The 23753-nt window shown below is 69.7% G+C and carries 21 protein-coding genes and 1 pseudogene; 21 read left to right on the forward strand and 1 reads right to left on the reverse strand.

Translation table 11 applies throughout. From position 1 onward, the window contains the following. Window positions 1–78 precede the first annotated feature (78 nt). The 10 genes from K8O92_17670 (at window position 79) to trmD (ending at window position 10229) form a co-directional block, all read left to right on the forward strand. The gene (locus K8O92_17670; protein ID UAK29836.1) at window positions 79–2538 is read left to right on the forward strand and encodes a [protein-PII] uridylyltransferase; all 2460 of its coding nucleotides are present in this window, start codon (window positions 79–81) and stop codon (window positions 2536–2538) included. Window positions 2539–2705: 167 nt separating this feature from the next. Continuing rightward, window positions 2706–2990 (forward strand): hypothetical protein, encoded by a 285-nt coding sequence (locus K8O92_17675; GenBank protein ID UAK35761.1) that lies wholly within the window; start codon window positions 2706–2708, stop codon window positions 2988–2990. Between the two features lie 104 nt (window positions 2991–3094). Further along, window positions 3095–4654 carry a signal recognition particle protein gene (gene ffh, locus K8O92_17680; protein UAK29837.1) on the forward strand — a complete coding sequence of 520 codons (1560 nt, stop codon included), beginning with the start codon at window positions 3095–3097 and terminating at the stop codon, window positions 4652–4654. 189 nt (window positions 4655–4843) lie between these two features. Next, the gene (locus K8O92_17685) at window positions 4844–5938 is read left to right on the forward strand and encodes an amidohydrolase family protein (protein ID UAK29838.1); all 1095 of its coding nucleotides are present in this window, start codon (window positions 4844–4846) and stop codon (window positions 5936–5938) included. A gap of 54 nt (window positions 5939–5992) precedes the next feature. Then, window positions 5993–6976, forward strand: coding sequence for an LLM class F420-dependent oxidoreductase (locus K8O92_17690; protein ID UAK29839.1), 984 nt, complete (start codon window positions 5993–5995; stop codon window positions 6974–6976). A 49-nt stretch (window positions 6977–7025) separates the two neighbouring features. Further along, on the forward strand, window positions 7026–7763 hold the full coding sequence (locus tag K8O92_17695) for a class I SAM-dependent methyltransferase (GenBank protein UAK29840.1): 738 nt from the start codon (window positions 7026–7028) through the stop codon (window positions 7761–7763). A gap of 397 nt (window positions 7764–8160) precedes the next feature. Beyond that, window positions 8161–8589 (forward strand): 30S ribosomal protein S16, encoded by a 429-nt coding sequence (rpsP, locus tag K8O92_17700; protein UAK29841.1) that lies wholly within the window; start codon window positions 8161–8163, stop codon window positions 8587–8589. Between the two features lie 94 nt (window positions 8590–8683). Then, a complete protein-coding gene (locus tag K8O92_17705; GenBank protein ID UAK29842.1) occupies window positions 8684–8926 on the forward strand; it encodes an RNA-binding protein in 243 nt (80 codons plus the stop codon). Beyond that, window positions 8927–9451, forward strand: a complete 525-nt coding sequence (rimM, locus tag K8O92_17710) for a ribosome maturation factor RimM (GenBank protein ID UAK29843.1) — start codon at window positions 8927–8929, stop codon at window positions 9449–9451. Between the two features lie 70 nt (window positions 9452–9521). After that, a complete protein-coding gene (trmD, locus tag K8O92_17715; protein UAK29844.1) occupies window positions 9522–10229 on the forward strand; it encodes a tRNA (guanosine(37)-N1)-methyltransferase TrmD in 708 nt (235 codons plus the stop codon). 73 nt (window positions 10230–10302) lie between these two features. On the opposite strand, the gene K8O92_17720 is transcribed toward trmD, so the two are convergent. Beyond that, the gene (locus tag K8O92_17720; GenBank protein ID UAK29845.1) at window positions 10303–11316 is read right to left on the reverse strand and encodes a LuxR C-terminal-related transcriptional regulator; all 1014 of its coding nucleotides are present in this window, start codon (window positions 11314–11316) and stop codon (window positions 10303–10305) included. Between K8O92_17720 and K8O92_17725 the strand changes: the two genes are divergently transcribed. The 11 genes and pseudogenes from K8O92_17725 (at window position 11253) to dprA (ending at window position 23745) form a co-directional block, all read left to right on the forward strand. Continuing rightward, on the forward strand, window positions 11253–12887 hold the full coding sequence (locus K8O92_17725) for an AMP-binding protein (protein UAK29846.1): 1635 nt from the start codon (window positions 11253–11255) through the stop codon (window positions 12885–12887). The two genes, K8O92_17720 and K8O92_17725, sit on opposite strands and share 64 nt — an antisense overlap. Before the next feature lie 2 nt (window positions 12888–12889). After that, complete coding sequence (locus tag K8O92_17730) at window positions 12890–14512, forward strand: AMP-binding protein (GenBank protein UAK35762.1); 1623 nt, start codon at window positions 12890–12892, stop codon at window positions 14510–14512. Window positions 14513–14617: 105 nt separating this feature from the next. Continuing rightward, complete coding sequence (locus tag K8O92_17735) at window positions 14618–16990, forward strand: RNA-binding transcriptional accessory protein (GenBank protein ID UAK35763.1); 2373 nt, start codon at window positions 14618–14620, stop codon at window positions 16988–16990. 26 nt (window positions 16991–17016) lie between these two features. Then, window positions 17017–17850 (forward strand): annotated as a pseudogene (locus K8O92_17740) (hypothetical protein). A 321-nt stretch (window positions 17851–18171) separates the two neighbouring features. Beyond that, the gene (rplS, locus tag K8O92_17745) at window positions 18172–18513 is read left to right on the forward strand and encodes a 50S ribosomal protein L19 (GenBank protein ID UAK29847.1); all 342 of its coding nucleotides are present in this window, start codon (window positions 18172–18174) and stop codon (window positions 18511–18513) included. Between the two features lie 98 nt (window positions 18514–18611). Continuing rightward, window positions 18612–19373, forward strand: a complete 762-nt coding sequence (gene lepB, locus K8O92_17750) for a signal peptidase I (protein ID UAK35764.1) — start codon at window positions 18612–18614, stop codon at window positions 19371–19373. Window positions 19374–19421: 48 nt separating this feature from the next. Beyond that, window positions 19422–20207, forward strand: coding sequence for a ribonuclease HII (locus K8O92_17755; protein ID UAK35765.1), 786 nt, complete (start codon window positions 19422–19424; stop codon window positions 20205–20207). 46 nt (window positions 20208–20253) lie between these two features. Next, the gene (locus tag K8O92_17760; GenBank protein ID UAK29848.1) at window positions 20254–20559 is read left to right on the forward strand and encodes a DUF2469 domain-containing protein; all 306 of its coding nucleotides are present in this window, start codon (window positions 20254–20256) and stop codon (window positions 20557–20559) included. Between the two features lie 101 nt (window positions 20560–20660). Beyond that, window positions 20661–21017 (forward strand): YraN family protein, encoded by a 357-nt coding sequence (locus K8O92_17765; GenBank protein ID UAK29849.1) that lies wholly within the window; start codon window positions 20661–20663, stop codon window positions 21015–21017. Then, entirely contained in the window at window positions 21017–22525 is a 1509-nt protein-coding gene (locus tag K8O92_17770) for a YifB family Mg chelatase-like AAA ATPase (protein ID UAK29850.1), read from the forward strand. The genes K8O92_17765 and K8O92_17770 overlap by 1 nt, the downstream gene beginning before the upstream one ends. An 8-nt stretch (window positions 22526–22533) precedes the next feature. Then, window positions 22534–23745, forward strand: a complete 1212-nt coding sequence (gene dprA / locus K8O92_17775) for a DNA-processing protein DprA (protein UAK35766.1) — start codon at window positions 22534–22536, stop codon at window positions 23743–23745. The last annotated feature ends 8 nt before the right edge of the window (window positions 23746–23753 follow it).

Raw genomic sequence — 23753 nt, forward strand, 5'->3', positions numbered from 1 at the left:
TCGAGTCGAGCGGCGGCCCCGCTCCCGCCGGAACTCCCGGTCGGGGCGGGGCCGCGCGCATGAGATGGGCGGTGGGTTGTGGGAAGTCGGCACGAACACGACGGTGGTCCGAAGGGCGCCGAAGAAGGCAACGGCAGGGTGTCCAACGGGGCGGCCGACCTGGTCCGCGCGCGAAGACAACTGCTCGACGGCGGCCTGCCCCGCAATCCCCGGCTGGATGCCGAGTCGCTGCGCCAGGCCTTGGTCGACCTCTACGAACTCTGGCTCACCAGTAAAGGCGCCGAACTGGGCATAGGGCCCGACAGCGGCTTGGCCGTGGTGGCCGTCGGCGGTCTCGGCCGCGGCGAAATGCTGCCGTTCTCCGATCTGGATCTGGTGCTGCTGCACGACGACGTGGATCCCGCCCGGGTGGCCGAGGTCGCAGACCAGCTCTGGTACCCGCTGTGGGACGCGCATATCAAACTCGACCACAGTGTGCGGACCGTGCCGCAGGCGTTGCGGGTGGCCGCCGACGATCTCATCGCCGCCCTCGGCATGCTCGAGGCCAGGCACATCGTCGGCGACCAGGAACTGAGCAATCTGCTGATCGGCGGGGTGCGCCGGGAATGGCGTACCGGTATCCGGTCCCGTTTCGATGATCTCATCGCCCAGGCGCAGGCCCGATGGGAGCGCAGCGGCGAGATCGCCCACCGCGCCGAGCCCGATCTGAAGAATGGGCGCGGCGGCCTGCGCGACATCCAGCTGCTCGACGCGCTGGCCATCGCCCAGCTGACCGACGCCATGCCCGGACTGGGGCCGGACGTGCCGGGCGGCGGATTGAAGCAGGCGCACCGGCGTCTGCTGGACGTGCGTACCGAACTGCATCGCGTGGCGGGCCGTTCCCGTGATCAGCTGCGGGCGCAGGACGCCGACGAGATCGGCGCGGCCCTGCGCATCGGCGATCGGTTCGATCTGGCCCGCACCCTCAGCGACTCGGCCCGGACGGTCAGCTACTCCGTGGACGTCGGGCTGCGCACCGCGGCCAACGCGCTGCCCCGAAGGGGATTGGCGCGCCTGCGCCGGATGCCGGTGCGCAGGCCGCTGGACGAAGGAGTCGTCGAGCATGCCGGTGAGGTGGTGCTGGCCAGGGACGCACGCCCCCAGCGCGACCCCGGCCTGATCCTGCGCGTCGCGGCGGCGTCGGCGCAGACCGGCCTGCCGATGTCCGCCACCACCTTGAACCGGCTCTCGGAGGACGCGCCCGAGCTACGCGAGCCGTGGCCCAAGGACGCCCTCAACGACCTGCTGGTCCTGTTGGGCGCGGGCCGCGGCACCATCGACGCGATCGAGGCGCTGGACCGGACCGGCCTGTGGGGCAGATTGCTCCCGGAATGGGGCGCGGTCCGTGACCTGCCCCCGCGCGACGCGCTGCACACCTGGACCGTCGATCGTCATCTCATGGAGACGGTGGCCTACGCGGGCGCGCTCAGCACCCGGGTGGCCCGTCCGGACCTGCTCGCCCTCGGCGCGCTGCTGCACGACATCGGCAAGGGCCGCGCGGGCGATCACAGCCTGGTGGGCGCGGAACTCGCCACCCACATCGGCCGCAGGCTCGGTCTGTGGCCGTCGGACGTGCGCACGCTCAGCGCGATCGTCCGGCATCACCTGCTGTTGCCGGAAACCGCCACCCGGCGCGACCTGTCCGATCCGGAGACGGTGCGCTCCGTCGTCGACGCGCTCGACGGCGATCCGCAGCTGCTGGAACTGCTGCACACCCTGGCCGAGGCCGACTCACTGGCCACCGGGCCGGGTGTCTGGGGGGACTGGAAGGCCTCGCTGATCGGCGAGCTGGTTCGGCGCTGCCGGATGGTGATGGCGGGCGACCAGCTGCCGACGCCCGAGCCGATCGCACCGGAACTGGTCGAGAAGGCCAGGGCGGGCGGGGTGCACGTCGACCTGAAGCCGGGGGAGAGCAAGCACACGTACACGGTGACCGTCATCGCGCCCGACAGCCCCGGGCTGCTCTCCGACGCCGCCGGCGTGCTGGCGCTACATTCGCTGCGGGTGCTGTCGGCCGCGCTCGGCGTGGAAGGCGCTTCGGCCGTGGACACGTTCGTCGTCGCCCCGAGATTCGGCGACCCACCGGACCCGGGGCTGCTCCGCCAGGAGTTGATCCGTGCCACGGCAGGCGAACTGGACGTGCCCGCGGCGCTGGCCAAACGCGAGCGTGAGGCGAGCACCGTCGGCCGGAGCCGGTACGCCCAGGCCCAGCCCCGGGTCATCTGGGCGGACACCGCGGTGCCCGGCCAAGCGATCCTGGAACTGCGCGCGGAGGACCGGATCGGCCTGCTCAGCCGCTTGGCCGCCGAACTCGCCGTCTGCGGAGCCGACGTCCGATGGGCCAAGGTGGTCACGATGGGGTCCGCTGTGATCGACAGCTTCTGCCTCGAGCTGGGAGCCGAGGCCGGTCCGGCGCGCCGGGAAGCGATCGAGAAAGCGATTCTCGCGGTGGTTCCCAGAACTGCGCCGAAGCCGCCTGTCGAGGGTGCGGAGAAATAGGAAAGCGGCGACCAGCTGTACTTCTACCCAGTGACCAATCTGTTGCGGGATATTTGCTACATCTGAGCTCCGCTCCGGTGACCGACCCATACGATCTAGTGCGTCCGGGCTATCGCGAGCACGAGGGGAGCAGGTCGGTGGCAATTGAAGTCGTTTCGGCGTCCACGATGACGAGTGACGAGACCACGCACATGGCGCGCTGCGTCGGCGGAGACCGGTGGGTGGTCTCCTGGCTTCCGGGTCGCACCTTGACCGGGCAACAGGCGGTGACCGCGATGACGATCGCCTCGACGGTCGCCACCTCCCTCATCCCCAGCACGGCGGAATGGGCCGTGCTCGACGACCTGGCCCACGAGCTGGGCCTGACCGCCAACGAGGCGGTCTTCATGGTGGCCGCGGAGAACCGCGACTACCGCAAATCGGTCAAACCGCGCCGTCGCGTGCTCGACTAGCAAGCCCCTGGCGCACGGAAGGACGCACCGCCTGCGCGAACACGCGGGTGAGCCCATTACCCTGGGAGAGAATGTGACGTCCCCCGAGATCAGGAGCGCGATCGGTGTTCGAATCCCTGTCCGACCGGCTTACCGGTGCCCTCAAGGATCTGCGCGGTAAGGGGCGTCTGTCACCGGCCGACATCGACGCCACCTGCCGCGAGATCCGCCTCGCACTGCTCGAGGCCGACGTCGCGCTGCCCGTGGTCCGCGGTTTCATCGGGCGGATCAAGGAGCGCGCCAAGGGCGCGGAGGTCTCCGCGGCGCTGAACCCGGCCCAGCAGGTCGTGAAGATCGTCAACGAGGAGCTCGTCGGCATCCTCGGTGGCGAGACCAGGCGGCTGAACCTGGCCAAGAACCCGCCGACGGTGGTCATGCTGGCCGGTCTGCAGGGTTCCGGTAAGACCACGCTCGCGGGCAAGCTGGCGCGATTGCTGAAATCGCAGGGCCATCAGCCGCTGCTGGTGGCGTGCGACCTGCAGCGTCCCGGCGCCGTCACCCAGCTGCAAGTCGTCGGTGAGCGCGCGGGCGTGCCCGTCTACGCTCCGCACCCCGGCACGTCCGTCGGCGGTGGCGAGAATCCGCTGGGCATCTCGGCCGCCGATCCGGTGAACGTGGCGCGCGGTGGTGTCGAGGAGGCGCGGCAGAGGCAGTACGACGTGGTCATCGTCGACACCGCGGGCCGCCTCGGTATCGATGAGGAGCTCATGCGGCAGGCCGCGGGCATCCGCGACGCCGTGCAACCGGACGAGACCCTGTTCGTGCTCGACGCGATGATCGGTCAGGACGCGGTCAACACCGCCGAGGCGTTCCGCGACGGCGTCGGCTTCACCGGCGTGGTGCTCACCAAGCTCGACGGCGACGCCCGCGGTGGCGCGGCGCTGAGTGTCCGCGAGGTCACCGGCGTCCCGATCCTGTACGCCTCGACCGGTGAGAAGCTCGAGGACTTCGACGTCTTCCATCCGGACCGCATGGCCAGCCGCATCCTCGGCATGGGTGACGTACTCACCCTGATCGAGCAGGCCGAGCAGGTCTACGACGCCAAGCAGGCCGAGGAGGCCGCACGCAAGATCGGCAGCGGCGAACTCACGCTCGAGGACTTCCTGGACCAGATGCTGGCCATCCGCAAGATGGGCCCGATCGGCAACCTGCTCGGCATGCTGCCCGGCGCCGGTCAGATGAAGGACGTGCTCGCGCAGGTCGACGACAAGCAGCTCGATCGGGTGCAGGCGATCATCCGCGGCATGACGCCGGCCGAACGGGAGAACCCGAAGATCATCAACGCTTCTCGCCGCCTGCGCATCGCCAACGGTTCCGGCGTCCAGGTCTCCGAGGTCAACCAGCTCGTGGACCGCTTCTTCGAGGCCAAGAAGATGATGGCGATGATGGGCCGCCAGATGGGGCTGCCCGGCTCCCGCCGCGGCAACGCGAAGAAGGGCAAGAAGGGCAAGAAGGGTCGCGGCCCGACCCCGCCGAAGGTACGCGGCGGTTTCCCGGGGATGGGCGGTATGCCCGGAATGCCCGCCGGAATGCCCGACCTGTCGAACATGCCCGCCGGCCTGGATCAGCTGCCGCCAGGCTTGGACGGCTTCGATTTGTCGAAGCTGAAGTTCCCGAAGAAGTAGGACAGCGCACCTCCGTTCCGCACGCCAGAGCTGCTCGTTGCATTCCCTGGTTCGGGCGCGCCCGCAAGCGGGCGCGGCGGAGCGGTCCGATCGGAGGACGTAACCGTCCCGTAGCCGCTTCGTGCGCGGATGACCGCCTTGGGCGTCGGCCAGTAGGTTGGAGGCAGCTACGAGGCCCAGGAGGTCGCTGTGCATCTGCGAGGTGTTGTTCTCCCCGAAGACGAGGTGCGCGACTTCTGGGTGCGCGACGGCCTGGTGTCCTTCGAGCCCATGCCCGGAGCCGAAACCCTGTGCGGCACAGGGTGGATCGTGCCGGGTCTGGTGGACGCGCACTGCCACGTCGGTATCCGCTACGGCGGCGGTCACGAGGACCGCGCCGGAGCCGTCGCGCAAGCCGAGACCGAACGCTCGGCCGGTGCGCTGCTGTTGCGTGACGCGGGCTCGCCGATCGACACCCGCTTCATCGACGACCACGAGGAGCTGCCGCGCATCATCCGCGCGGGCCGCCACATCGCCCGGCCGAAGCGCTACATCCGCGAGCTGGGCATCGAGCTCGACGACGAGCGCGACCTACCGGAGATCGTCGCCGAGCAGGCCCGCCTCGGCGACGGCTGGGTGAAGATCGTCGGCGACTGGATCGACCGCTCCGTGGGCGACCTGCGCCCCCTGTGGAGCGATGCGATCCTGAAGGAGGCCATCGACGCCGCGCATGTCAACGGCGCCCGCGTCACCGCTCACGTGTTCGGCGAGGACGCGCTGCCCGGCTTGATCAATGCCGGTATCGACTGCCTGGAGCACGGCACCGGCCTCACCGACGAGACCATCGAGATGATGGTCGAGCACGGCACCGCCTTGGTCCCCACCCTGGTCAACATCGACACCTTCCCCGATATCGCCGACAGCGCGGGCAAATTCCCCGTCTACGCCGCGCACATGCGCGATCTGCACCGGCGGGTGCGCGGCACGGTCGCCGCCGCGCACGAGGCGGGCGTGCCGATCTTCGCGGGCACCGACGCGGGCGGCTTCATCCGTCACGGGCGAATCGCCGACGAGATCGCCGCGCTGGCCGCCGCGGGCCTGTCCCGGCACGACGCGCTCGGCGCGGCCTCCTGGAACGCCCGCGACTGGCTCGCACGGCCCGGCATCGAACCCGGCGCACCGGCGGATTTCGTCGTCTACCAGGAGGATCCCCGCATCCACCCGGACACGCTCACCACGCCGTACGCCGTCGTCCTGCGCGGGCGCGTGTACGACCGGCGCGGTCCGGTCACCAGCCATCGCTGACTCGTCACCGCGGTTGTCTCGTGCGTTTCCCGATACGGCGTAAGGTCGGATTCTGTGACAATTCGCCTCGGATATCAGATGCCCAACTTCAGCTACGGCAAGTCGGTGCGCGAGCTGTTCCCCACGGTAGTCGCGCAGGCCCGAGAGGCCGAAGCCGCCGGTTTCGACACGGCCTTCGTCATGGACCACTTCTATCAGCTGCCCGGCATCGGCACGCCAGACGAGCCGATGCTCGAGGCGTACACCGCGCTCGGCGGCTTGGCCACGGCAACGGAACGAATCCAGTTGTCGGCGTTGGTGACCGGCAACACCTACCGCAACCCGGCCATGCTCGCCAAGACCGTCACGACGCTGGACGTGGTCAGCGGCGGCCGCGCGGTGCTGGGCATCGGCGCGGGCTGGTTCGAGCTCGAGCACCGTTCCTACGGATACGAGTTCGGCACGTTCACCGAACGCTTCCAGCGGCTCGAGGAGGCGTTGGGGATCATTCAGCCGATGCTGCGCGGTGAGCGCCCCACCTTCCACGGCGAGTGGTACCAGGCGGAGAACGCCATGAACGAACCGCGCGTGCGCGACGACCTCCCCATCCTGCTCGGCGGCAGCGGCGAGAAGAAGACCTTCGGCTTGGCCGCCCGCTTCGCCGACCACCTCAACATCATCTGCAACGCCTCCGAGCTGCCGCGCAAGATCGAAGCGCTGCATGCGCGCTGTGCCGAGGTCGGCCGGGATCCGCAGACCCTGGAGACCAGCTACCTGTGCTTCGTGATGATGGACTCCGACGGTGATCTGGTGCGCAAGCAGCAGCGGGACTACCTCGGCCGCATGGGAATCGATCTGTCGGCGATGTCGGACTCCGAGCGCGCGCAGAGCCCGGCCGATCGCCAGTTCGTCGGCACGCCGGACGAGGTTGCCGAACAGCTGCGGACCCGTGTTCTCGACCAGGGCGTCGACGGCCTCGTCATCAACATGGTGTTCAACGGGCACGAGCCGGGCGCTGTCGAACTCGCCGGGCGCACTCTTGCTCCGCTGGTGCGCTGACGAGCGCGAACCCGGCGCGAATGCCGTTGGCGCTGGATACAATCGGCCGATGATAGCCCCTCCGTGGCGAGCGTCGTACGGGATCGACGCGCCGTCGGTGCTGCTGTTGCTCGGAGTTCTCGCGGTCGGATATCTCGCCGCCGCTCTGGTGGTGGCACTGTTCCAGCAGGTCCGTCCGAGTCTGCTGCTCCTGCTGATCGGTGTGGTGCTGGCCGCGCAGTTCGGGTTGTTCCTGCACACGACCCGCCGGGGCAAGTTCCGGGTATGGGCCGGTCTGCTCGATGACCTCGCCCTGCGCGGCGACGAACGACTACTCGACATGGGGTGCGGCCGCGGCGCGGTGCTGCTCGCGGCCGCGCGCCGCCTGCCTGCCGGGCGCGCGGTGGGCCTGGATCTGTGGTGCTCGGCCGACCACTGCGGCAACACCCCGACCACCGCCGAGCAGAACGCCCTCGTCGAGAACGTCGCACACCGGGTCGAGTTGCGCACCGGCGACATGACCCGCATGCCGTTTCCGGACGGCGCGTTCGACGTCGTCGTCTCCAGCTTGGCGATTCACACCATCAGGACCGCCGAGGGCCGTGCGAAGGCGGTGCGGGAGGCGTGCCGTGTGCTGCGCCCCGGCGGCAAACTGGTCATCGTCGATATCGGCAGGACGCGCGAATACCGCGCCGTCCTGGTGGCCGACGGCGCGACGGCTGTCACGCTACGCGGCGTGGGGTGGCGGATGTGGTGGGGCGGCCCGTGGGTGCCCACTCGCGCGCTCACCGCCACCGCTGCGGCGTAATCGCACCGCTGCGGGTCGTCCGCCGACCCCAGTCGAGGGCGCGGACGAGGCCCGAGGCCATCAGGCGCAGCACGCGGAACACGCCGGCGCCACATACTCGACGGCGGCCTCCTGCCCGAGTTCACTCGCAGTGATGCGCGCGGGCCGCCCGCGGTTGCGTCGGACGAGCCTCATGCCTGGTAATGACGGGCGGACGCCGTTTCGTGAACACGGGACGCGATTTCCGGCGTGATCGCCGGGTCTGGCACAATGGACCACCGTCCTTCCGGACAAGTGTCAGCCCGTCTCCGGTTCCGTACCGCGCGGCGGTCACACACTCCAAAGCGCAAAACCGGGCTCGCAGACCATGCGGGTCGCCGAATTGCGTCGTGACCAACCAACGAAAGGCAGATCAGCAGTGGCTGTTCGCATCAAGCTCACCCGCCTGGGCAAGATCCGCAACCCGCAGTACCGCGTCGTCGTCGCGGACGCGCGCACCCGCCGGGACGGCCGGGCCATCGAGTCCATCGGCAAGTACCACCCGAAGGAAGAGCCCTCGCTCATCCAGATCGACTCCGAGCGGGTGCAGTACTGGCTCGGCGTCGGCGCGCAGCCGACCGAGCCGGTCCTCCAGCTGCTGAAGATCACCGGTGACTGGCAGAAGTTCAAGGGCATCGAGGGCGCCGAAGGCACCCTGAAGGTCAAGCCGGCCAAGCCGTCGAAGCTGGACCTGTTCAACGCCGCGCTGGCCGCCGCCGACAACGAGCCGGTCGCCGAGGCGGTCACCCCCAAGAAGAAGGCCAAGAAGGACGCCGAAGAGGCCGAGTCCGCCGAGGCCGCCGAGTAATGAGTCGACGTTACCCGTCCACGGGGTACCCGTCCGGAGCCGTACATCGGTCGGCCCCGACGACGGGTGAGTCGCGTCTCGAGGTGATGGATCAGTGAGCGCCGTCGTCGCCGATGCCGTCGAGCACTTGGTGCGCGGCATCGTCGCCAATCCGGAGGACGTCCGGGTCGAGCTGATCACCGGTCGCCGCGGACGCACCGTCGAGGTGCATGTACATCCCGATGACCTGGGCAAGGTGATCGGCCGCGGCGGACGCACCGCGACCGCGCTGCGCACCCTGGTCGCCGGCATCGGCGGCCGGGGGATCCGGGTCGACGTGGTCGACACCGACCAGTAGATGGAACTCGTCGTCGGACGGGTCGCCAAGTCGCACGGCGTGCGCGGCGAACTCGTCGTCGAAGTACGCACCGACGAGCCCGAGGCGCGCTTCGCGCCGGGCGTCACGTTGCGCGGCAGGCTGCCGCGAGCGGCGGAGCTTCGCGACTTCACCGTGGAGTCGGTCCGGGAACACTCGGGCCGGCTTCTGGTGTTCCTGGCCGGTGTGAGCGACCGCGCCGCGGCCGACGCGCTGCGCGGCATGCTCTTCGTGGTCGACAGCGCGGACCTTCCGCCTTCCGAGGACCCGGACGAGTTCTACGACCACGAGCTCGAGGGGCTGGAGGTCCGGCTCACGGACGGCACCGTGGTCGGGTCGGTGCGCGAAGTGTTGCATTCCGCGGCGGGGGAACTGCTCGAGGTGCGCGCCGCCGAGGACGGGCGAGAGATCCTGATCCCGTTCGTCACCGCCATCGTGCCCACGGTGTCGCTCGCCGACGGCGTGATCGTGATCGATCCGCCCGAGGGTCTGCTCGACCCGGAATGAGGCGGTCGAAGACTCGTGCGCGTGGCGCGCGCCCGGCCGGCGCGGTGCGGCCCGGCGACAGGAGACACGGATGAAACTCGACGTCGTCACGATCTTCCCGGAGTATCTGGAGCCGCTGCGCACGGCACTGCTCGGTAAGGCGATCGACCGGGGACTGATCTCTCTCACCGTGCACGACCTGCGTCGCTGGACCCACGACGTGCACAAGTCCGTCGACGACGCGCCCTACGGCGGGGGGCCGGGCATGGTCATGAAGCCGACCGTGTGGGGCGACGCGCTCGACGAGGTCTGCCCCGATGACGCGCTGCTCGTGGTCCCCACCCCGGCGGGCGTGCCGTTCACCCAGGCCACCGCGCACCGCTGGGCCGCGGAAGAACATCTCGTCTTCGCCTGCGGCCGCTACGAGGGCATCGATCAGCGCGTCTTCGACGACGCCGCCCGCCGAGTGCGGGTGGAGGAGGTCAGCATCGGCGACTACGTGTTGATCGGCGGCGAGGCGGCGGTGCTGGTGATGGCCGAGGCCGTGGTCCGGCTGCTGCCCGGCGTGCTCGGCAATCAGCAGTCCCATCAGGAGGATTCGTTCTCCGACGGTCTGCTGGAAGGTCCCAGCTACACCCGCCCGGTCTCCTGGCGCGGCCTGGACGTCCCGCCGATCCTGCTGTCCGGCGACCACGCCAAGGTGGCAGCCTGGCGGCGCGAGCAATCCCTCGCCCGGACCCGTGAACGCCGCCCCGACCTGCTCGCGGGGCAGGACGCAGCCGACGGCCCCGGGCGATAGGCGGGGACCGCTCCGCGCTCGAGGCCATGCCGGGTCAGCCCTGACGGTCACCCGGTCGGCGGCTACTTCGTCCTCACGGCAGCAGCCCGTGGCGGCGGGCCGCCACCACCGCTTCGTGCCGGGAGTGGGCGTCGAGCTTGACCATCGCGTTGCGGAGGTAGCTCTTCACGGTCTCCGCGCCGAGTGAGAGGCGTTGCGCCGCTTCTTGATTGGTACAGCCGAGGGCGACCTGGGAGAGGACGTCCAATTCGCGGCGGGACAATTTCGGGCTGTCGGGGTGCGGCTCGCCGACCAGGACCCGGGTCAGTCGTTCGCACACAGCATGCAGGCGTCCACGCAACCGGTCGTCTTCGGCGGAGCGCGCCATGCCTCGGAGTTCGGCGTGGATGTCGCGCAGTTCCTCGCTGACAGCCGGTGCGGTCTCGGTCGCCGGTGTGGCCAGTTCCAGCATGCGCAGGCGGCGGTCGACCTCGTCGCGAACGGCGATCTCGGTGGCCAGGCGGCGCCCGGCCTGGACGACGAGATCCGCTGTGCGATCACCCAGCGGGCTCGCGCCACGGGTCGCGGCGTAGAGGACGGCGCGGGAACGGCGGTCCACCACCACGGGGACGGCGAGCACGGAACGGATGCCCTCGCCGGAGACCGGCCCGTCGTAGTCATGGGTGATCGAGGAGGCGCGGCGATAGTCGGTGACCGCGGCGGGACGTCCGGAATCCATCACCCGGCCACCAAGTCCTGACGTCCGCACGACGGCCAGGCCGCGCAGGCCGTTGGTCAGCGTGCCGACGAATTCCGACAGCAGCAGCGCGTCGCCGTGCACTTCGCCACCGAACGCCACCGGCACGCCCGCTGTGCCGGCCACCCACCGGATCTCGGCACGCAGAGCGTCGCCGTCGCGCGGACGCAGCAGAGCGGTGTGGGTCACGAGACTCACCCCTTTTCGGGGGTAGTGGGCAGCGGGGTGTGACCCACATCCTATTGCACACCCGGGTTGCGCTGGATCACAGAACGAGGAGAACGAAGATGGGCACCGATCTGAATCGGCGGGTGCGCGAACTGCTGGACTGTTACGACAGCGGTGACGCATCGGCGGCGGACCTGCTGTGCGATCGGCACCCGGCCGACCGGGTCGCCTTCACCATTGTCGAGGCCGACTTGTCCTCGACCGACCTCACCTACGGCGAACTGCGCGAACGTTCCGCCCGCTTCGCCGCCGCGCTCGCCGGACTCGGCGTCGAACCCGGCCACCGGGTCGCCACGCTGATGGCGAAATCGGCGGACCTCGTGGTCGCGCTGCTCGGCATCTGGCGCCGCGGGGCGGTGCACGTTCCCCTCTTCACCGCGTTCGCGCCGCCCGCCATCGCCCTGCGGCTGGAGGCGAGCCGGGCTTCGGTCGTCATCGCCGACGCCGACCAGGCGCCGAAACTGGCGCCCGGCCCGGATCTGCCCGCGAACCCGTCCTGGCGATTGATCGTCGCCGGGGGTGCGGCTCCCGAGGGGACGCTGCGGATGGACGAATTGCTCGGCACCCACTCGGCCACCCACCCGCACGCTCGCCCGGTCGCGGTGGGCGGCGACGGACTGCTCGTCCAGTTGTTCACCAGCGGCACCACCGGCACGCCCAAGGGTGTCCCGATTCCGCTGCGCGCGCTTGCCTCCTTCCACGCGTACCAGGAATTCGCGCTGGACGTCCGGCCCGACGACGTCTTCTGGAACGCGGCCGATCCGGGCTGGGCCTACGGCCTCTACTACGCCATCCTTGCCCCGCTGGCCACCGGCATCCGCAGCATCCTGCTGCACGCGGGCTTCTCCGCCGCGCTGACCTGGCAGGTGCTGGAGACCTTCGGCGTCACGAACTTCGCCGCCGCACCGACGGTCTATCGCGCGCTGCGTGCCGATGGCGCCACGCCGCCGGTGCACTCCCGGTTGCGGCGCGCGTCGTCGGCGGGGGAGCCGCTGACACCCGAGGTCGTCGCTTGGTCCGTGGAGTACCTGGGTGTCGCCGTGCGCGACCACTACGGCCAGACCGAGCACGGCATGGTCATCTGCAACGCCTGGCACGAGGACCTCGCCACCGAGACTCCCGCGGGATCCATGGGCCGCGCGTTGCCGGGATGGAGTTGCGCCGTGCTCGCCGACGACGCCGACACCGTGGCTCCGGCAGGAGAACTGGGCCGGGTCGCGATCGACACCGAAGGCAGCCCGTTGCTGTGGTTCCTCGGCTACCTCGACGCGCCGGAACGCACCGCACAGCGTTACACCGCCGACGGCCGCTGGTACCTGACCGGCGACGCGGGCTCTCAGGACGCGGACGGCTGCTTCCGTTTCTCCGCCCGCGACGACGACGTGATCATCATGGCGGGCTACCGCATCGGCCCGTTCGAGGTGGAGAGCGTGCTGGTGCTGCACGAGCAGGTCGCGGAGGCGGCCGTGGTCGGCATGCCGGACGAGCTGCGCGGCGAAGTGCTCGAAGCGTTCGTCGTGCTGCGCGACGGTGCCACGGGCGGTCCCGCGTTGGAAGCCGAATTGCAGAGCCTGGTGAAGAAGAAGTTCGCCGCGCACGCCTACCCGCGCAAGGTTCATTTCGTGCCGAGCCTGCCGAAGACGCCCAGTGGCAAGGTGCAGCGGTTCGTGCTGCGGCAGGGCGGTGCCCGGTGACGATGCTCCTGCCCAGCTACGCCTCCGGCGTGTCCGATGTCCCGCTGCTCGGCGACACCATCGGCGGTAATCTCGATCGCGCGGTGGCGGCGTTCCCGGATCGGGAAGCGCTGGTGGACCGCCCGACCGGCCGGCGCTGGACCTATCGCGAACTCGGCGCCGCGGTCGACGCGCTGGCCTGTGGACTCGCAGGCCAGGGCATCGCCAAGGGAGACCGGGTCGGCATCTGGGCGCCGAACTGCGCGGAATGGCTGCTCGTGCAGTACGCCACGGCGAAGATCGGCGCGATCCTGGTCAACCTCAACCCCGCCTATCGCACCGGCGAACTGGAGTACGTGCTGCGCCGAGCGGGTGTGCGGATGCTGGTCGCCGCCGAGCGGTTCAAGTCTTCGGACTACGTCGCGATGATCGAGCAGGTCCGGCCCAACTGCCCGGCACTGGCGCAGGTGCTCGTGCTCGGCACACCCGGGTGGGAAGCGCTGACGCGCACCGAGATCGACGCCGACCGGCTCGCCACGCTGGGCGCGCAGTTGTCGGCCGACGACCCGATCAACATCCAATACACCTCCGGAACAACGGGATTCCCGAAGGGCGCCACGCTCAGCCACCACAATATCTTGAACAACGGCTACTTCGTCGGTGAGCTGTGCGGATACACCGAGCGAGACCGGATCTGCGTCCCCGTGCCGTTCTACCACTGCTTCGGCATGGTGATGGGGAACCTGGCGAGCACCAGCCACGGTGCGGCCATCGTGATCCCAGCGCCGTCGTTCGATCCGAAGGCCACGCTTGCGGCGGTCGAGGCCGAGCGCTGCACCTCCCTCTACGGCGTGCCGACGATGTTCATCGACATGCTCGCCGAACTCGACACGGCCGCCGCGGATCTGTCCACGCTGCGCACCGGGATCATGGCGGGCTCGCCGTGCCCGGTCGAGGTGATGAAGCGGGTGATCGACCGGATGGGCATGCGCGAGGTCTGCATCTGCTATGGCATGACGGAGACATCCCCGGTCAGCACCCAGACCCGTCGCGACGACGACCTCGACCGGCGCACCGCAACGGTCGGCCGGGTCGGGCCGCATCTGGAAGTCAAGATCATCGATCCCGCAACGGGTCTCACCGTGCCACGCGGCGTACCCGGCGAGCTGTGCACCCGTGGCTACTCGGTGATGCTCGGATACTGGGACGATCCGGACAAGACCGTCGAGGTCGTCGACGCCGCCCGCTGGATGCACACCGGCGACATCGGCGTGATGGACGACGCGGGGTACCTGGCCATCACCGGCCGGATCAAGGACATGGTCATCCGCGGCGGCGAGAACATCTACCCGCGCGAGATCGAGGAATTCCTCTACACCCATCCCGACATCCTGGACGCACAGGTGATCGGCGTGCCGGATGCGAAGTACGGCGAGGAGTTGATGGCCTGGGTCCGGATACGCGAGGGCGCAACGCCGTTGGACGCCGCGGCCGTGCGCGAGTTCGCCACCGGCAAGCTGGCGCACTTCAAGATTCCTCGTTACGTGCACGTGGTCGAGGAATTCCCGATGACGGTCACCGGCAAGATCCGCAAGGCCGAGATGCGGGAGCAGTCCCGGCGACTGCTGGGACCGGGCGAGGACTGATGCGGGGAGGTTCACCTGGGTGTGGATCGCCTGTCAGGCGGCGACGGTAGTGTCTCCGACGTGACGACAGCGCCCGAGACTGCCAGTGCAGAGTCCAACCCCGCCGTGCCGCGCTCCGACACCGCGGGCCCAGCCAGCGTGAACCGTCGCATCGCCGAGGAACTTGCGGTGCGCGAGACCCAGGTACGCGCCGCCGTCGAGCTGCTCGACGCGGGTTCGACGGTGCCGTTCATCGCCCGGTACCGCAAGGAGGTCACCGGCGGGCTGGACGACGCGCAGCTGCGCCTGCTCGACGAACGTCTGCACTACCTGCGGGAACTCGACGAGCGCCGCGCCGCGATCGTCGAATCGATCCGCGCCCAGGGCAAACTCGACGCCGCCCTGCACCAGCAGCTCCTGCTCGCCGAGACCAAGGCCCGCCTCGAGGACATCTACCTGCCGTACAAGCCGAAGCGGCGCACGAAGGCGCAGATCGCCCGCGAGGCAGGGCACGAGCCGGTGGCCGACGCCCTGATCCAGGACCCGAACACCGATCCGGCGCAGTACACCGCCGAGCAGCTCGACGGCGCTCGCGCCATCCTGGTCGAGCGTTTCGCCGAGGACGCCGACCTGGTCGGCGAGCTGCGCGAACTGATGTGGAACCGCGGGCAGGTCACCTCGACCGTGCGCCCGGGCAAGGAGGAGGCGGGCGCGAAGTTCGCCGACTACTTCGAGTTCAGCGAGCCGTTCGACAAGCTGCCCTCCCACCGCATCCTCGCTCTGCTGCGCGGGGAGAAGGAAGAGGTGCTCACCCTGCACCTCGAGCCGGACACCGAGGAGCCGCAGCCGGGCGAGCGCACGATCTACGAGGGCCGCATCGCCGCCCGCTTCGGCATCGCCGACCGGGGCCGCCGGGCCGATTCCTGGCTGCTGGACACCGTGCGCTGGGCTTGGCGGACCAAGCTGCAGGTCAGCCTCGGCATCGACACCAGGATGCGCCTGCGGCAGGCGGCGGAGAAGGACGCGGTAGACGTATTCGCCACGAATCTGCGCGATCTGCTGCTCGCCGCACCCGCGGGCACCCGCACGACCATGGGCCTGGACCCCGGCTACCGCACCGGCGTGAAGGTCGCGGTGGTCGACGCCACCGGCAAGGTGGTCGCCACCGAAGTGATCTACCCGCACAAACCGCAGGGCCAGACCGAGAAGTCGCTGGCGGTGCTCGGCGCGCTGGTCGCCCGGTTCGGCGTGGAACTCATCGCCATCGGCAACGGCACCGCCTCGCGCGAGACCGATGCCCTTGCCGCCGAGCTGATCTCGCGCATCCCGGAGAACAAGCCCACCAAGATCGTGGTGTCGGAAGCGGGCGCTTCGGTATACTCCGCCTCGGCCTACGCCTCGCAGGAACTTCCCGACCTGGACGTGTCGCTGCGCGGCGCGGTGTCGATCGCGCGGCGGCTGCAGGACCCGCTGGCCGAGCTGGTGAAGATCGACCCGAAGTCCATCGGCGTCGGCCAGTACCAGCACGACGTGTCCGAATCGCTGCTGGCCCGCTCGCTCGGCGCGGTGGTCGAGGACGCGGTGAACGCGGTCGGCGTCGACGTGAACACGGCTTCCGTGCCGCTGCTGTCCCGGGTCTCCGGCATCGCGGGCTCGGCGGCGGAGAGCATCGTGGCGCACCGGGACCAGAACGGGCCCTTCCGCAGCAGGACCGCGCTGCTGGACGTCCCGCGCCTGGGGCCGAAGGCGTTCGAGCAGTGCGCGGGCTTCCTGCGCATCCGCGGCGGCGACGATCCGCTGGACACCTCCGCGGTGCACCCGGAGGCGTATCCGGTGGTCCGGCGCATCCTCGAATCGACCGGCCGCCCCGTCGCGGAGGTCATCGGCAACACCACGGTGCTGCGCTCGCTGCGCGCCGGGGACTTCACCGACGAGCGCTTCGGTGTCCCGACCGTCACCGACATCATCGCCGAGCTCGAGAAGCCGGGCCGCGACCCACGGCCGGAGTTCAAGACCGCCGAGTTCGCCGCGGGCGTGGAGAAGGTCGCCGACCTGAAACCGGGCATGGTGCTCGAGGGCGTGGTGACGAACGTGGCGGCATTCGGCGCGTTCGTCGACGTGGGCGTGCATCAGGACGGCTTGGTGCACGTCTCGGCCATGTCGCACAATTTCGTCAAGGACCCGCGCGACGTGGTCAAGTCCGGCGACGTGGTCAAGGTGAAGGTGCTCGAGGTGGACGTGGCGCGCCAGCGCATCGGGCTGACCCTGCGCCTGGACGACGAGCCCGGCACGCCCGCGAAGGGCGGCGACAACCGGCAGCGCGGCCAGGGCGGCCGACCAGGCGGAGGCGAGCCGCGGCAGCGGCAGAGCGGTCAGAACAAGCAGCAGGGCCAGGGCCGTGGTCAAGCGCAGGGGCGCGGCGGCAACCAGCGCCGCAACGCCCCCGCACCGAGCGGCGCCATGGCGGACGCGTTGCGCAGGGCGGGCTTCGGTCAGTAGTCCGGTGCGCGGGAGGGAGTAGCGGCATGCGACGGTGGCTCCAAGAGGACGTGATCGCCCAAGGGCGGCTGCCGTTGCTGTGCTTCCTGCTCGGCTTCATCGTCGGATTCCTGTTCATCCGCCTCAGCGTCCGCATGATCCGCGCACGGGTGCGCTGGTGGCCGGGCAACCTGCGGGCCGGTGACACCCACATCCACCACATGGTGTTCGGCGTGATCCTCGTGCTCGCCTCGGGCATCGGCATGGTCACCGAATACCAGAGCGCCGACACGACCACGGCAAGCGTCCTCGCGGCCGTCTTCGGCGTGGGCGCCGCGCTGGTCCTGGACGAATTCGCGCTGATCTTCTACTTGCGCGACGTGTACTGGGAGGAACAGGGCCGCACGTCGGTGGACGCGGTGTTCGTCGCGCTCGCGGTGACGGGATTGCTGCTGCTCGGCTTCCATCCGCTGTGGATGCTGGACATCAACGACTTCCGGCGCGATCCGAGCATCGAGGTCCGCCTGTTCGTCGTCGTGTTCGCCGTGGTCAACCTCGGGCTCGCCGCGATCGTGATCGCCAAAGGAAAGATCTGGACCGGCCTGTTCGGCATGTTCTTCCTGCCGCTGCTGTTCGTCGGCGCGCTGCGGCTGAGTCGTCCCGGCGCGCCTTGGGCGCGCTGGCGTTACGCCGACCGCAGGCGCCTGATGTACCGCGCCATCGTCCGGGAACGGCGATATCGCCGCCCGGTGATCCGAGCCAAGATCTTCGTCCAGGATCTGGTCGCGGGGAAACCGGACGTCGAGCACGTCCGCACGGCGGCGGAAGCGGAACTCACCCGCACGGTGGTGCCCGCTCCGCCCGCTCCGCACCGGCACCATTCGCTCTGGCACCCCGATCACGGTCCGCTGCATACTCCTGGCCCCCCGCCCGCCCAGGACGCGATCTCCGGCGAACAGAACCACTGAGAAGGGCCGCCCGCGGTTCGCCGTGGCCGTGCACCGTGCCGGGCGTACCGTGAAGGGAGCACCGACGCGCCGCCGCTGCGGGCCGATTTCTTCCGCGGCGCGCCGATCTGGCACAATGCTCAGGTTGCCCTGGGTGGTTGTCGACCCGGCGCACCCCCTTAATCGGAGCATGAACCGGCCGAGCACGCACAGTGCCGCCAGGGTCCTCTGTTCGCGCGAACCAGAAGGATGAAAATGAACACCCTTGACTTCGTCGACGAAAAGTCGCTGCGCAGCGACGTCCCCGACTTCCGGCCGGGCGACACGCTGAACGTGCACGTGAAGGTCATCGAAGGCTCGAAGGAGCGCATCCAGGTCTTCAAGGGCGTCGTGATCCGCCGCCAGGGCGGTGGCATCCGCGAGACCTTCACGGTCCGCAAGGTGTCGTTCGGTGTCGGCGTGGAGCGCACCTTCCCGGTGCACAGCCCGAACATCGACCACATCGATGTCGTGACCCGCGGTGATGTCCGCCGCGCCAAGCTGTACTACCTGCGCGACCTGCGCGGCAAGGCCGCCAAGATCAAGGAAAAGCGCTGAGCTAGCTCTTCGGCTCAACAGATCTTCCTCAGCCCGGCATCGGACCTCGGTTTCGCTGCCGGGCTAATCTGTTCGGCGTGGCAGACGAAAGTGGGTCGGTGTCGGTGTCCGAATCGGGCGACGAGGGTAGGCGGTCGGGTCGCGCAAAGCGGCGGTCGCAGAAGAAGCAGCGGCCGTTCTGGCAGGAATTGCCGATCCTCATCGTGATCGCGGCGGTGATCGCCGCGCTGATGGTCACCTTCGTCGGACGGCCGTACGTGATTCCGTCGGAGTCGATGGAAACCACGTTGCACGGGTGCGCCGGATGCACCGGCGACCGCATCTACGTGCAGAAGCTGACCTACTACTGGGGTGATCCGCAACCGGGCGACGTGGTCGTGTTCGTCGGCCCGCCCTCGTGGAACACCCACTACAAGTCGATCCGCTCGGACAACCCCGCCATCCGCGGCGTGCAGAACTTCTTCTCGTTCTTCGGCCTGGTGCCGCCGGACGAGAACGACTTGGTGAAGCGAGTGATCGCGGTCGGCGGTCAGACCGTGGAGTGCTGCGATCCGCAGGGCCGGGTCATCGTGGACGGCAAGCCGCTGGACGAGCCCTACGCCCGCTACCTCGCCCCGTACGTGCCGGGCCAGCCGTATGGCGCCGGTGGCGGACGCGAGTTCAAGCCCGTGAAGGTGCCCGAGGGGCACTTGTGGGTGATGGGCGACAACCGCAACCAGTCCGCCGACTCCCGCGCCCATATCAACGACGAGCTGCAGGGCACCATCCCCGTGGACAACATCCGCGGCAAGGCGGTGTTCAAGATCTGGCCGCCCGGCCGGATCGGACCGGTGAGTTCGGAGAATCCCCAGAAGAACTGATCGGTCGGGGCGCAGGATAATCGGAGGGTGGGGCAAGGTCGAGTGCCGGTGGGTAACGGTTGGCCGCCGCGCGTGGTGATGCGCAGGGCCGCAGGGCTGCGCACGCTCGAGGCGGCATTGATCCGCAGTGGCTTGGGGCCGGTCGCCGGCGTCGACGAGGCGGGCCGCGGTCCCTGCGCGGGACCGCTCGTGGTCGCGGCGTGTCTGCTGGCCCCGAAGGCGTACGACAAGCTGGCAGGCCTCGACGACTCCAAGAAGCTCACCGAGGCCACTCGCGAAGAGCTGTATCCGGTGATCGTCCGTCTGGCGCTGGCCTATCAGGTCGTGATCATCCCGGCCTGGGAGATCGACTCGATCGGCATCCATGTCGCCAATATCGAAGGAATGCGCCGCGCCGTGGCCGGGCTCGGCCGGACGCCCGGCTACGTGCTGACCGACGGTTTCCGGGTGCCCGGCATCCCGGTGCCCTCGCTGCCGGTGATCGGCGGCGACGGTGCGGCGGCGTGCATCGCGGCGGCCAGCATCCTGGCTAAGGTCACCAGGGACCGGATCATGGTCGAGTTGGACCAGCGGTTCCCCGGCTACGGCTTCGCCGCCCACAAGGGCTACAACACGCCCGAGCACACCGCCGCGTTGCGACGTCTCGGTCCCAGCAGTGAGCACCGGCGCTCCTGGCGCAACGTGCGCGAAGCGGCGGGACTGCGGCCGGTCGCGGCGGTGGCCGACGACGCGGACGCGGTGCTCGCGGGCGGACTGGACGAAGCGCTGTCCGAGCAGTTTCCGAATGAGCGTACGGCTGGCCGAGTGGCTACCGACGCAGCGCATGCGCGATGATGTCATCACACGACGCGATGCGGCGAGAAGGAGGACGTCCCACCCGATGAGTGCCGAGGACCTCGAGAAGTACGAAACCGAGATGGAGCTCTCGCTGTATCGCGAGTACAAGGACATCGTCGGTCAGTTTTCGTACGTGGTGGAGACCGAGCGCCGCTTCTACCTGGCCAATTCCGTGGAGCTGCGGCCGCAGAACGCGGACGGCGAGGTGTATTTCGAGGTGCGGATGAGCGATGCGTGGGTGTGGGACATGTACCGCCCGGCTCGCTTCGTCAAGCACGTGCGGGTCATCACCTTCAAGGACGTCAACATCGAGGAGCTGGAGAAGCCGGATCTGCGGCTGCCGGAGTGAGTGGCCGCGGAGTTCTCCACAGCGACTCGGTTATCAACAGGTTTTCTGTTTTCCCAGGTCGGCGGCGCTGACCTGACGCGGTCCCGGCGCACGCTGGCCGAGTGACTGACAAACAGGCGCTCGGGGCGCGCGGGGAGGAACTGGCGGCGAAGTTTCTGTGCGCCGCGGGGATGGAGATCGTCGCCAGGAACTGGCGTTGCCGATACGGCGAGCTGGATCTGATCGTCCTGGACGGGGACGTGACCGCGTTCGTGGAGGTCAAGACGCGTTCCGGTCTCGGGTACGGCATGCCCGCCGAGTCGGTCACCTTCGCCAAGCAGCAGCGGATCCGGCGGCTGGCCCTGCTGTGGCTGGCCGAGCAGGACGGGCCGTGGCGCCGCATCCGGTTCGATGTGGTGTCGGTGCTGGTTGCGCACGGTCGCGCACCGGTCATCGATCATCTCGAGGCGGTGTTCTGATGGCTCTCGGGCGGGCGCATTCGGTCGCGGTCACCGGTGTCGACGGTCTGCTCGTCGAGATCGAGGCGGATATCGGGCAGGGCCTGCCCTCCGTTCACCTGGTCGGGCTACCCGATACCGCGTTGCAGGAATCGCGTGATCGGGTCCGCTCCGCGGTGGCGAACTCGGGGGAGAAGTGGCCCGACGGCCGGGTGGTTCTCGCGCTGTCGCCCGCGACCTTGCCGAAGCTGGGCAGCGTCTACGACCTGGCGCTGGCGGTCGCGGTGCTGGACGCGTCGGGCTCGGTCCCCTCCGAGCGGCTCGCGAAGACGGTACTGCTCGGTGAACTCGCGCTCGACGGGCGAGTGCGGCGGGTGCGTGGCGTCCTGCCCGCCGTGCTCGCGGCGCGCAACGCGGGCTGGTCGACCGTCGTGGTGCCCGCGGTGACCATGGCCGAGGCCGGGCTGGTCGAGGGGATCGAGGTCTTCGGGGCACGCAGCCTGCGCGGTGTCGTTGCCTGGCTGCGCGGCGAAGGCACGCTCGACGAGCCGGACGGCGATCTGCCGGACGCCGTGCGGCAGAGCGGCGATCTGAGCGAGGTGGTGGGGCAGGACGAAGCTCGCTGGGCATTGGAGGTGGCCGCGGCGGGCGGGCACCATCTGCTGCTCACCGGGCCGCCCGGCATCGGTAAGACGATGCTGGCGCAACGGCTTCCGAGTCTCCTGCCACCGCTCACGGAGATCGAGGCGCTGGAGGTGACCGCGATCCACTCCATGGCGGGCACGCTCGCCGGTGACCACCCGTTGATCACCGCGCCACCGTTCGTCGCCCCGCATCACTCGACCTCGGTGACCGCGATGATCGGCGGCGGTTCGGGGACCGCCCGGCCGGGCGCGGTCAGCCGGGCCCACCGCGGCGTGCTGTTTCTCGATGAATGCGCCGAACTCGGCACGAAGGTGCTGGAGGCGATGCGGACGCCGTTGGAGGAAGGGGAAGTGCGCATCGCCCGCCGCGACGGTGTCGCGCGCTACCCGGCCCGTTTTCAGCTCGTGCTGGCGGCGAACCCGTGCCCGTGCGCCCCGGCTCGCGATGTCGACTGCATCTGCGCGCCGCTGGCTCGCCGGCGCTACCTGGGCAAGCTGTCCGGGCCGCTGATGGATCGGATCGACATCTGGGTGCGGATGCACGGGCAGTCCGGTGCCGCATTCAGCACCGACGAGGCCGAGAGCAGCGAAGTCGTCCGCGGCCGGGTCGCCATCGCGCGGCGCGCCGCGGCCGAGCGCTGGCGCGAGTACGGGTGGCTCACCAATGCCGAAGTGCCCGGTCACATCTTGCGCCAGCGGTTCCGGTTACCACGCGAATCGCTCGCTCCGGTCGAGGCCGCTCTGCGTCTCGGTCGCATGTCCGCGCGCGGCGCGGACCGGGCCATCCGGGTCGCGTGGACCATCTGCGATCTGCGCGGCGGCGAACTGCCCGCAGCGCAGGACGTACTGGCCGCGTTGAATTTTCGTCAGCGGGGTGCGCAATGAGCACGACGATGCCGACCGAAGGCACGGCGGCGGAGGCGGCTGGGGTGGTCGACGCGCCGGCGTCGGATTCCGGGTCGCCGTCCGGCGAACTCGACGCCCGGCGGCTGGCGTGGGTCTACCTGTCGAGGGTGGTGCAGGGGCCGTGTGCGCCGCTGTCGGCCCTCATCGAGTCGGTCGGGGTGGTCGAAGCCGCGCGTGCCGTGCGGGAGTGCGCGCTGCCCGAAGCGCTGCGCGGGCCGACGGCGCAGCGGCGCCATAGTGATGTCGCGGAGCGGGATATCGAGACCATCGAGCGGATCGGCGGGCGCGTGGTGACACCGGACGACCCGGAATGGCCCGCCTGGCGCATGCTGGGCCTCGCGCAGCTCGAGCCGGGCCGGGACCGCGACGGCGCCGTACCGCTCGTGCTGTGGGTGCGCGGCCCACGCTCGCTGCTGGAGGCCAGCGAACGCGCGGTGGCGGTGGTCGGGGCGCGGTGCAGTACCGGGTACGGCAATCGAGTCACGGGGGAGATCGCGGGCGACCTGGCCGCGCAGGGGTGGACCATCGTGTCCGGGGCGGCGTTCGGGGTCGACGGCATGGCGCACCGGGCGGCGCTGGCGGTGCACGGCCTCACGATCGCCGTGCTGGCCTGCGGCATCGACCGGCCTTATCCGGTGCAGCACGAGCGCTTGCTGGTCGACATAGCCGAATCCGGCTTGGTGGTCAGCGAATATCCGCCTGGGGTGACCGCGCAGAAATACCGATTCCTCGCGCGGAATCGCTTGATCGCCGCCCTTGCCGACGGTGTGCTCGTCGTCGAGGCAGGGTTGCGCAGCGGCGCGCGTAACACCGTCAAATGGGCCCGCCGCATGGGCCGTCCCGCCCTGGCCGTGCCGGGCCCGGTGACCTCGGCCGCTTCGGTGGGCTGCCATCGCATGATCCGCGACGGCGAAGCTCTCCTGGTGACCCGGGCCGAGGAAGTCGTCGACGAGGCGGGGCCGTTACGGCTGTCGCTTCCCGCAGCGGCGGCGGCCGCCGATCCGGAAAGTCGGCTGACCGGCGACGAGGCGCTGATTTTCGCCGCGCTCCCACGGGTCGGTTCGCGGTTGCCGCTGGAGCTGTCCAGACAGTGCGCGTTGCCCCTTCCGGTGGTTTGTGCGGCGCTGTCTGCCCTCGAATTGGCGGATCTGGTGGTCGGCGACGAAAGCGGTTGGCGGCGAGGGGCTCACCGCGCATGAGCGCGTCC

Origin of the sequence: Nocardia asteroides (assembly GCA_019930625.1) — a bacterium.
Classification (GTDB): domain Bacteria; phylum Actinomycetota; class Actinomycetes; order Mycobacteriales; family Mycobacteriaceae; genus Nocardia; species Nocardia sputi.

Bases quoted from the DNA above. Each gene is read 5' to 3' on its own strand.
- K8O92_17760 (UAK29848.1), top strand. From the start codon at position 20,254: ATGAGTGCCGAGGACCTCGAGAAGTACGAAACCGAGATGGAGCTCTCG.
- K8O92_17730 (UAK35762.1), top strand. From the start codon at position 12,890: ATGCTCCTGCCCAGCTACGCCTCCGGCGTGTCCGATGTCCCGCTGCTC.
- trmD (UAK29844.1), top strand. From the start codon at position 9,522: ATGAAACTCGACGTCGTCACGATCTTCCCGGAGTATCTGGAGCCGCTG.
- rimM (UAK29843.1), top strand. From the start codon at position 8,927: ATGGAACTCGTCGTCGGACGGGTCGCCAAGTCGCACGGCGTGCGCGGC.
- dprA (UAK35766.1), top strand. From the start codon at position 22,534: ATGCCGACCGAAGGCACGGCGGCGGAGGCGGCTGGGGTGGTCGACGCG.
- K8O92_17675 (UAK35761.1), top strand. From the start codon at position 2,706: ATGACGAGTGACGAGACCACGCACATGGCGCGCTGCGTCGGCGGAGAC.
- K8O92_17720 (UAK29845.1), bottom strand. From the start codon at position 11,316: ATGCGTCACCGCTGTCGTAACAGTCCAGCAGTTCGCGCACCCGCCGAT.
- rplS (UAK29847.1), top strand. From the start codon at position 18,172: ATGAACACCCTTGACTTCGTCGACGAAAAGTCGCTGCGCAGCGACGTC.
- K8O92_17695 (UAK29840.1), top strand. From the start codon at position 7,026: ATGATAGCCCCTCCGTGGCGAGCGTCGTACGGGATCGACGCGCCGTCG.
- K8O92_17725 (UAK29846.1), top strand. From the start codon at position 11,253: ATGGGCACCGATCTGAATCGGCGGGTGCGCGAACTGCTGGACTGTTAC.
- K8O92_17770 (UAK29850.1), top strand. From the start codon at position 21,017: ATGGCTCTCGGGCGGGCGCATTCGGTCGCGGTCACCGGTGTCGACGGT.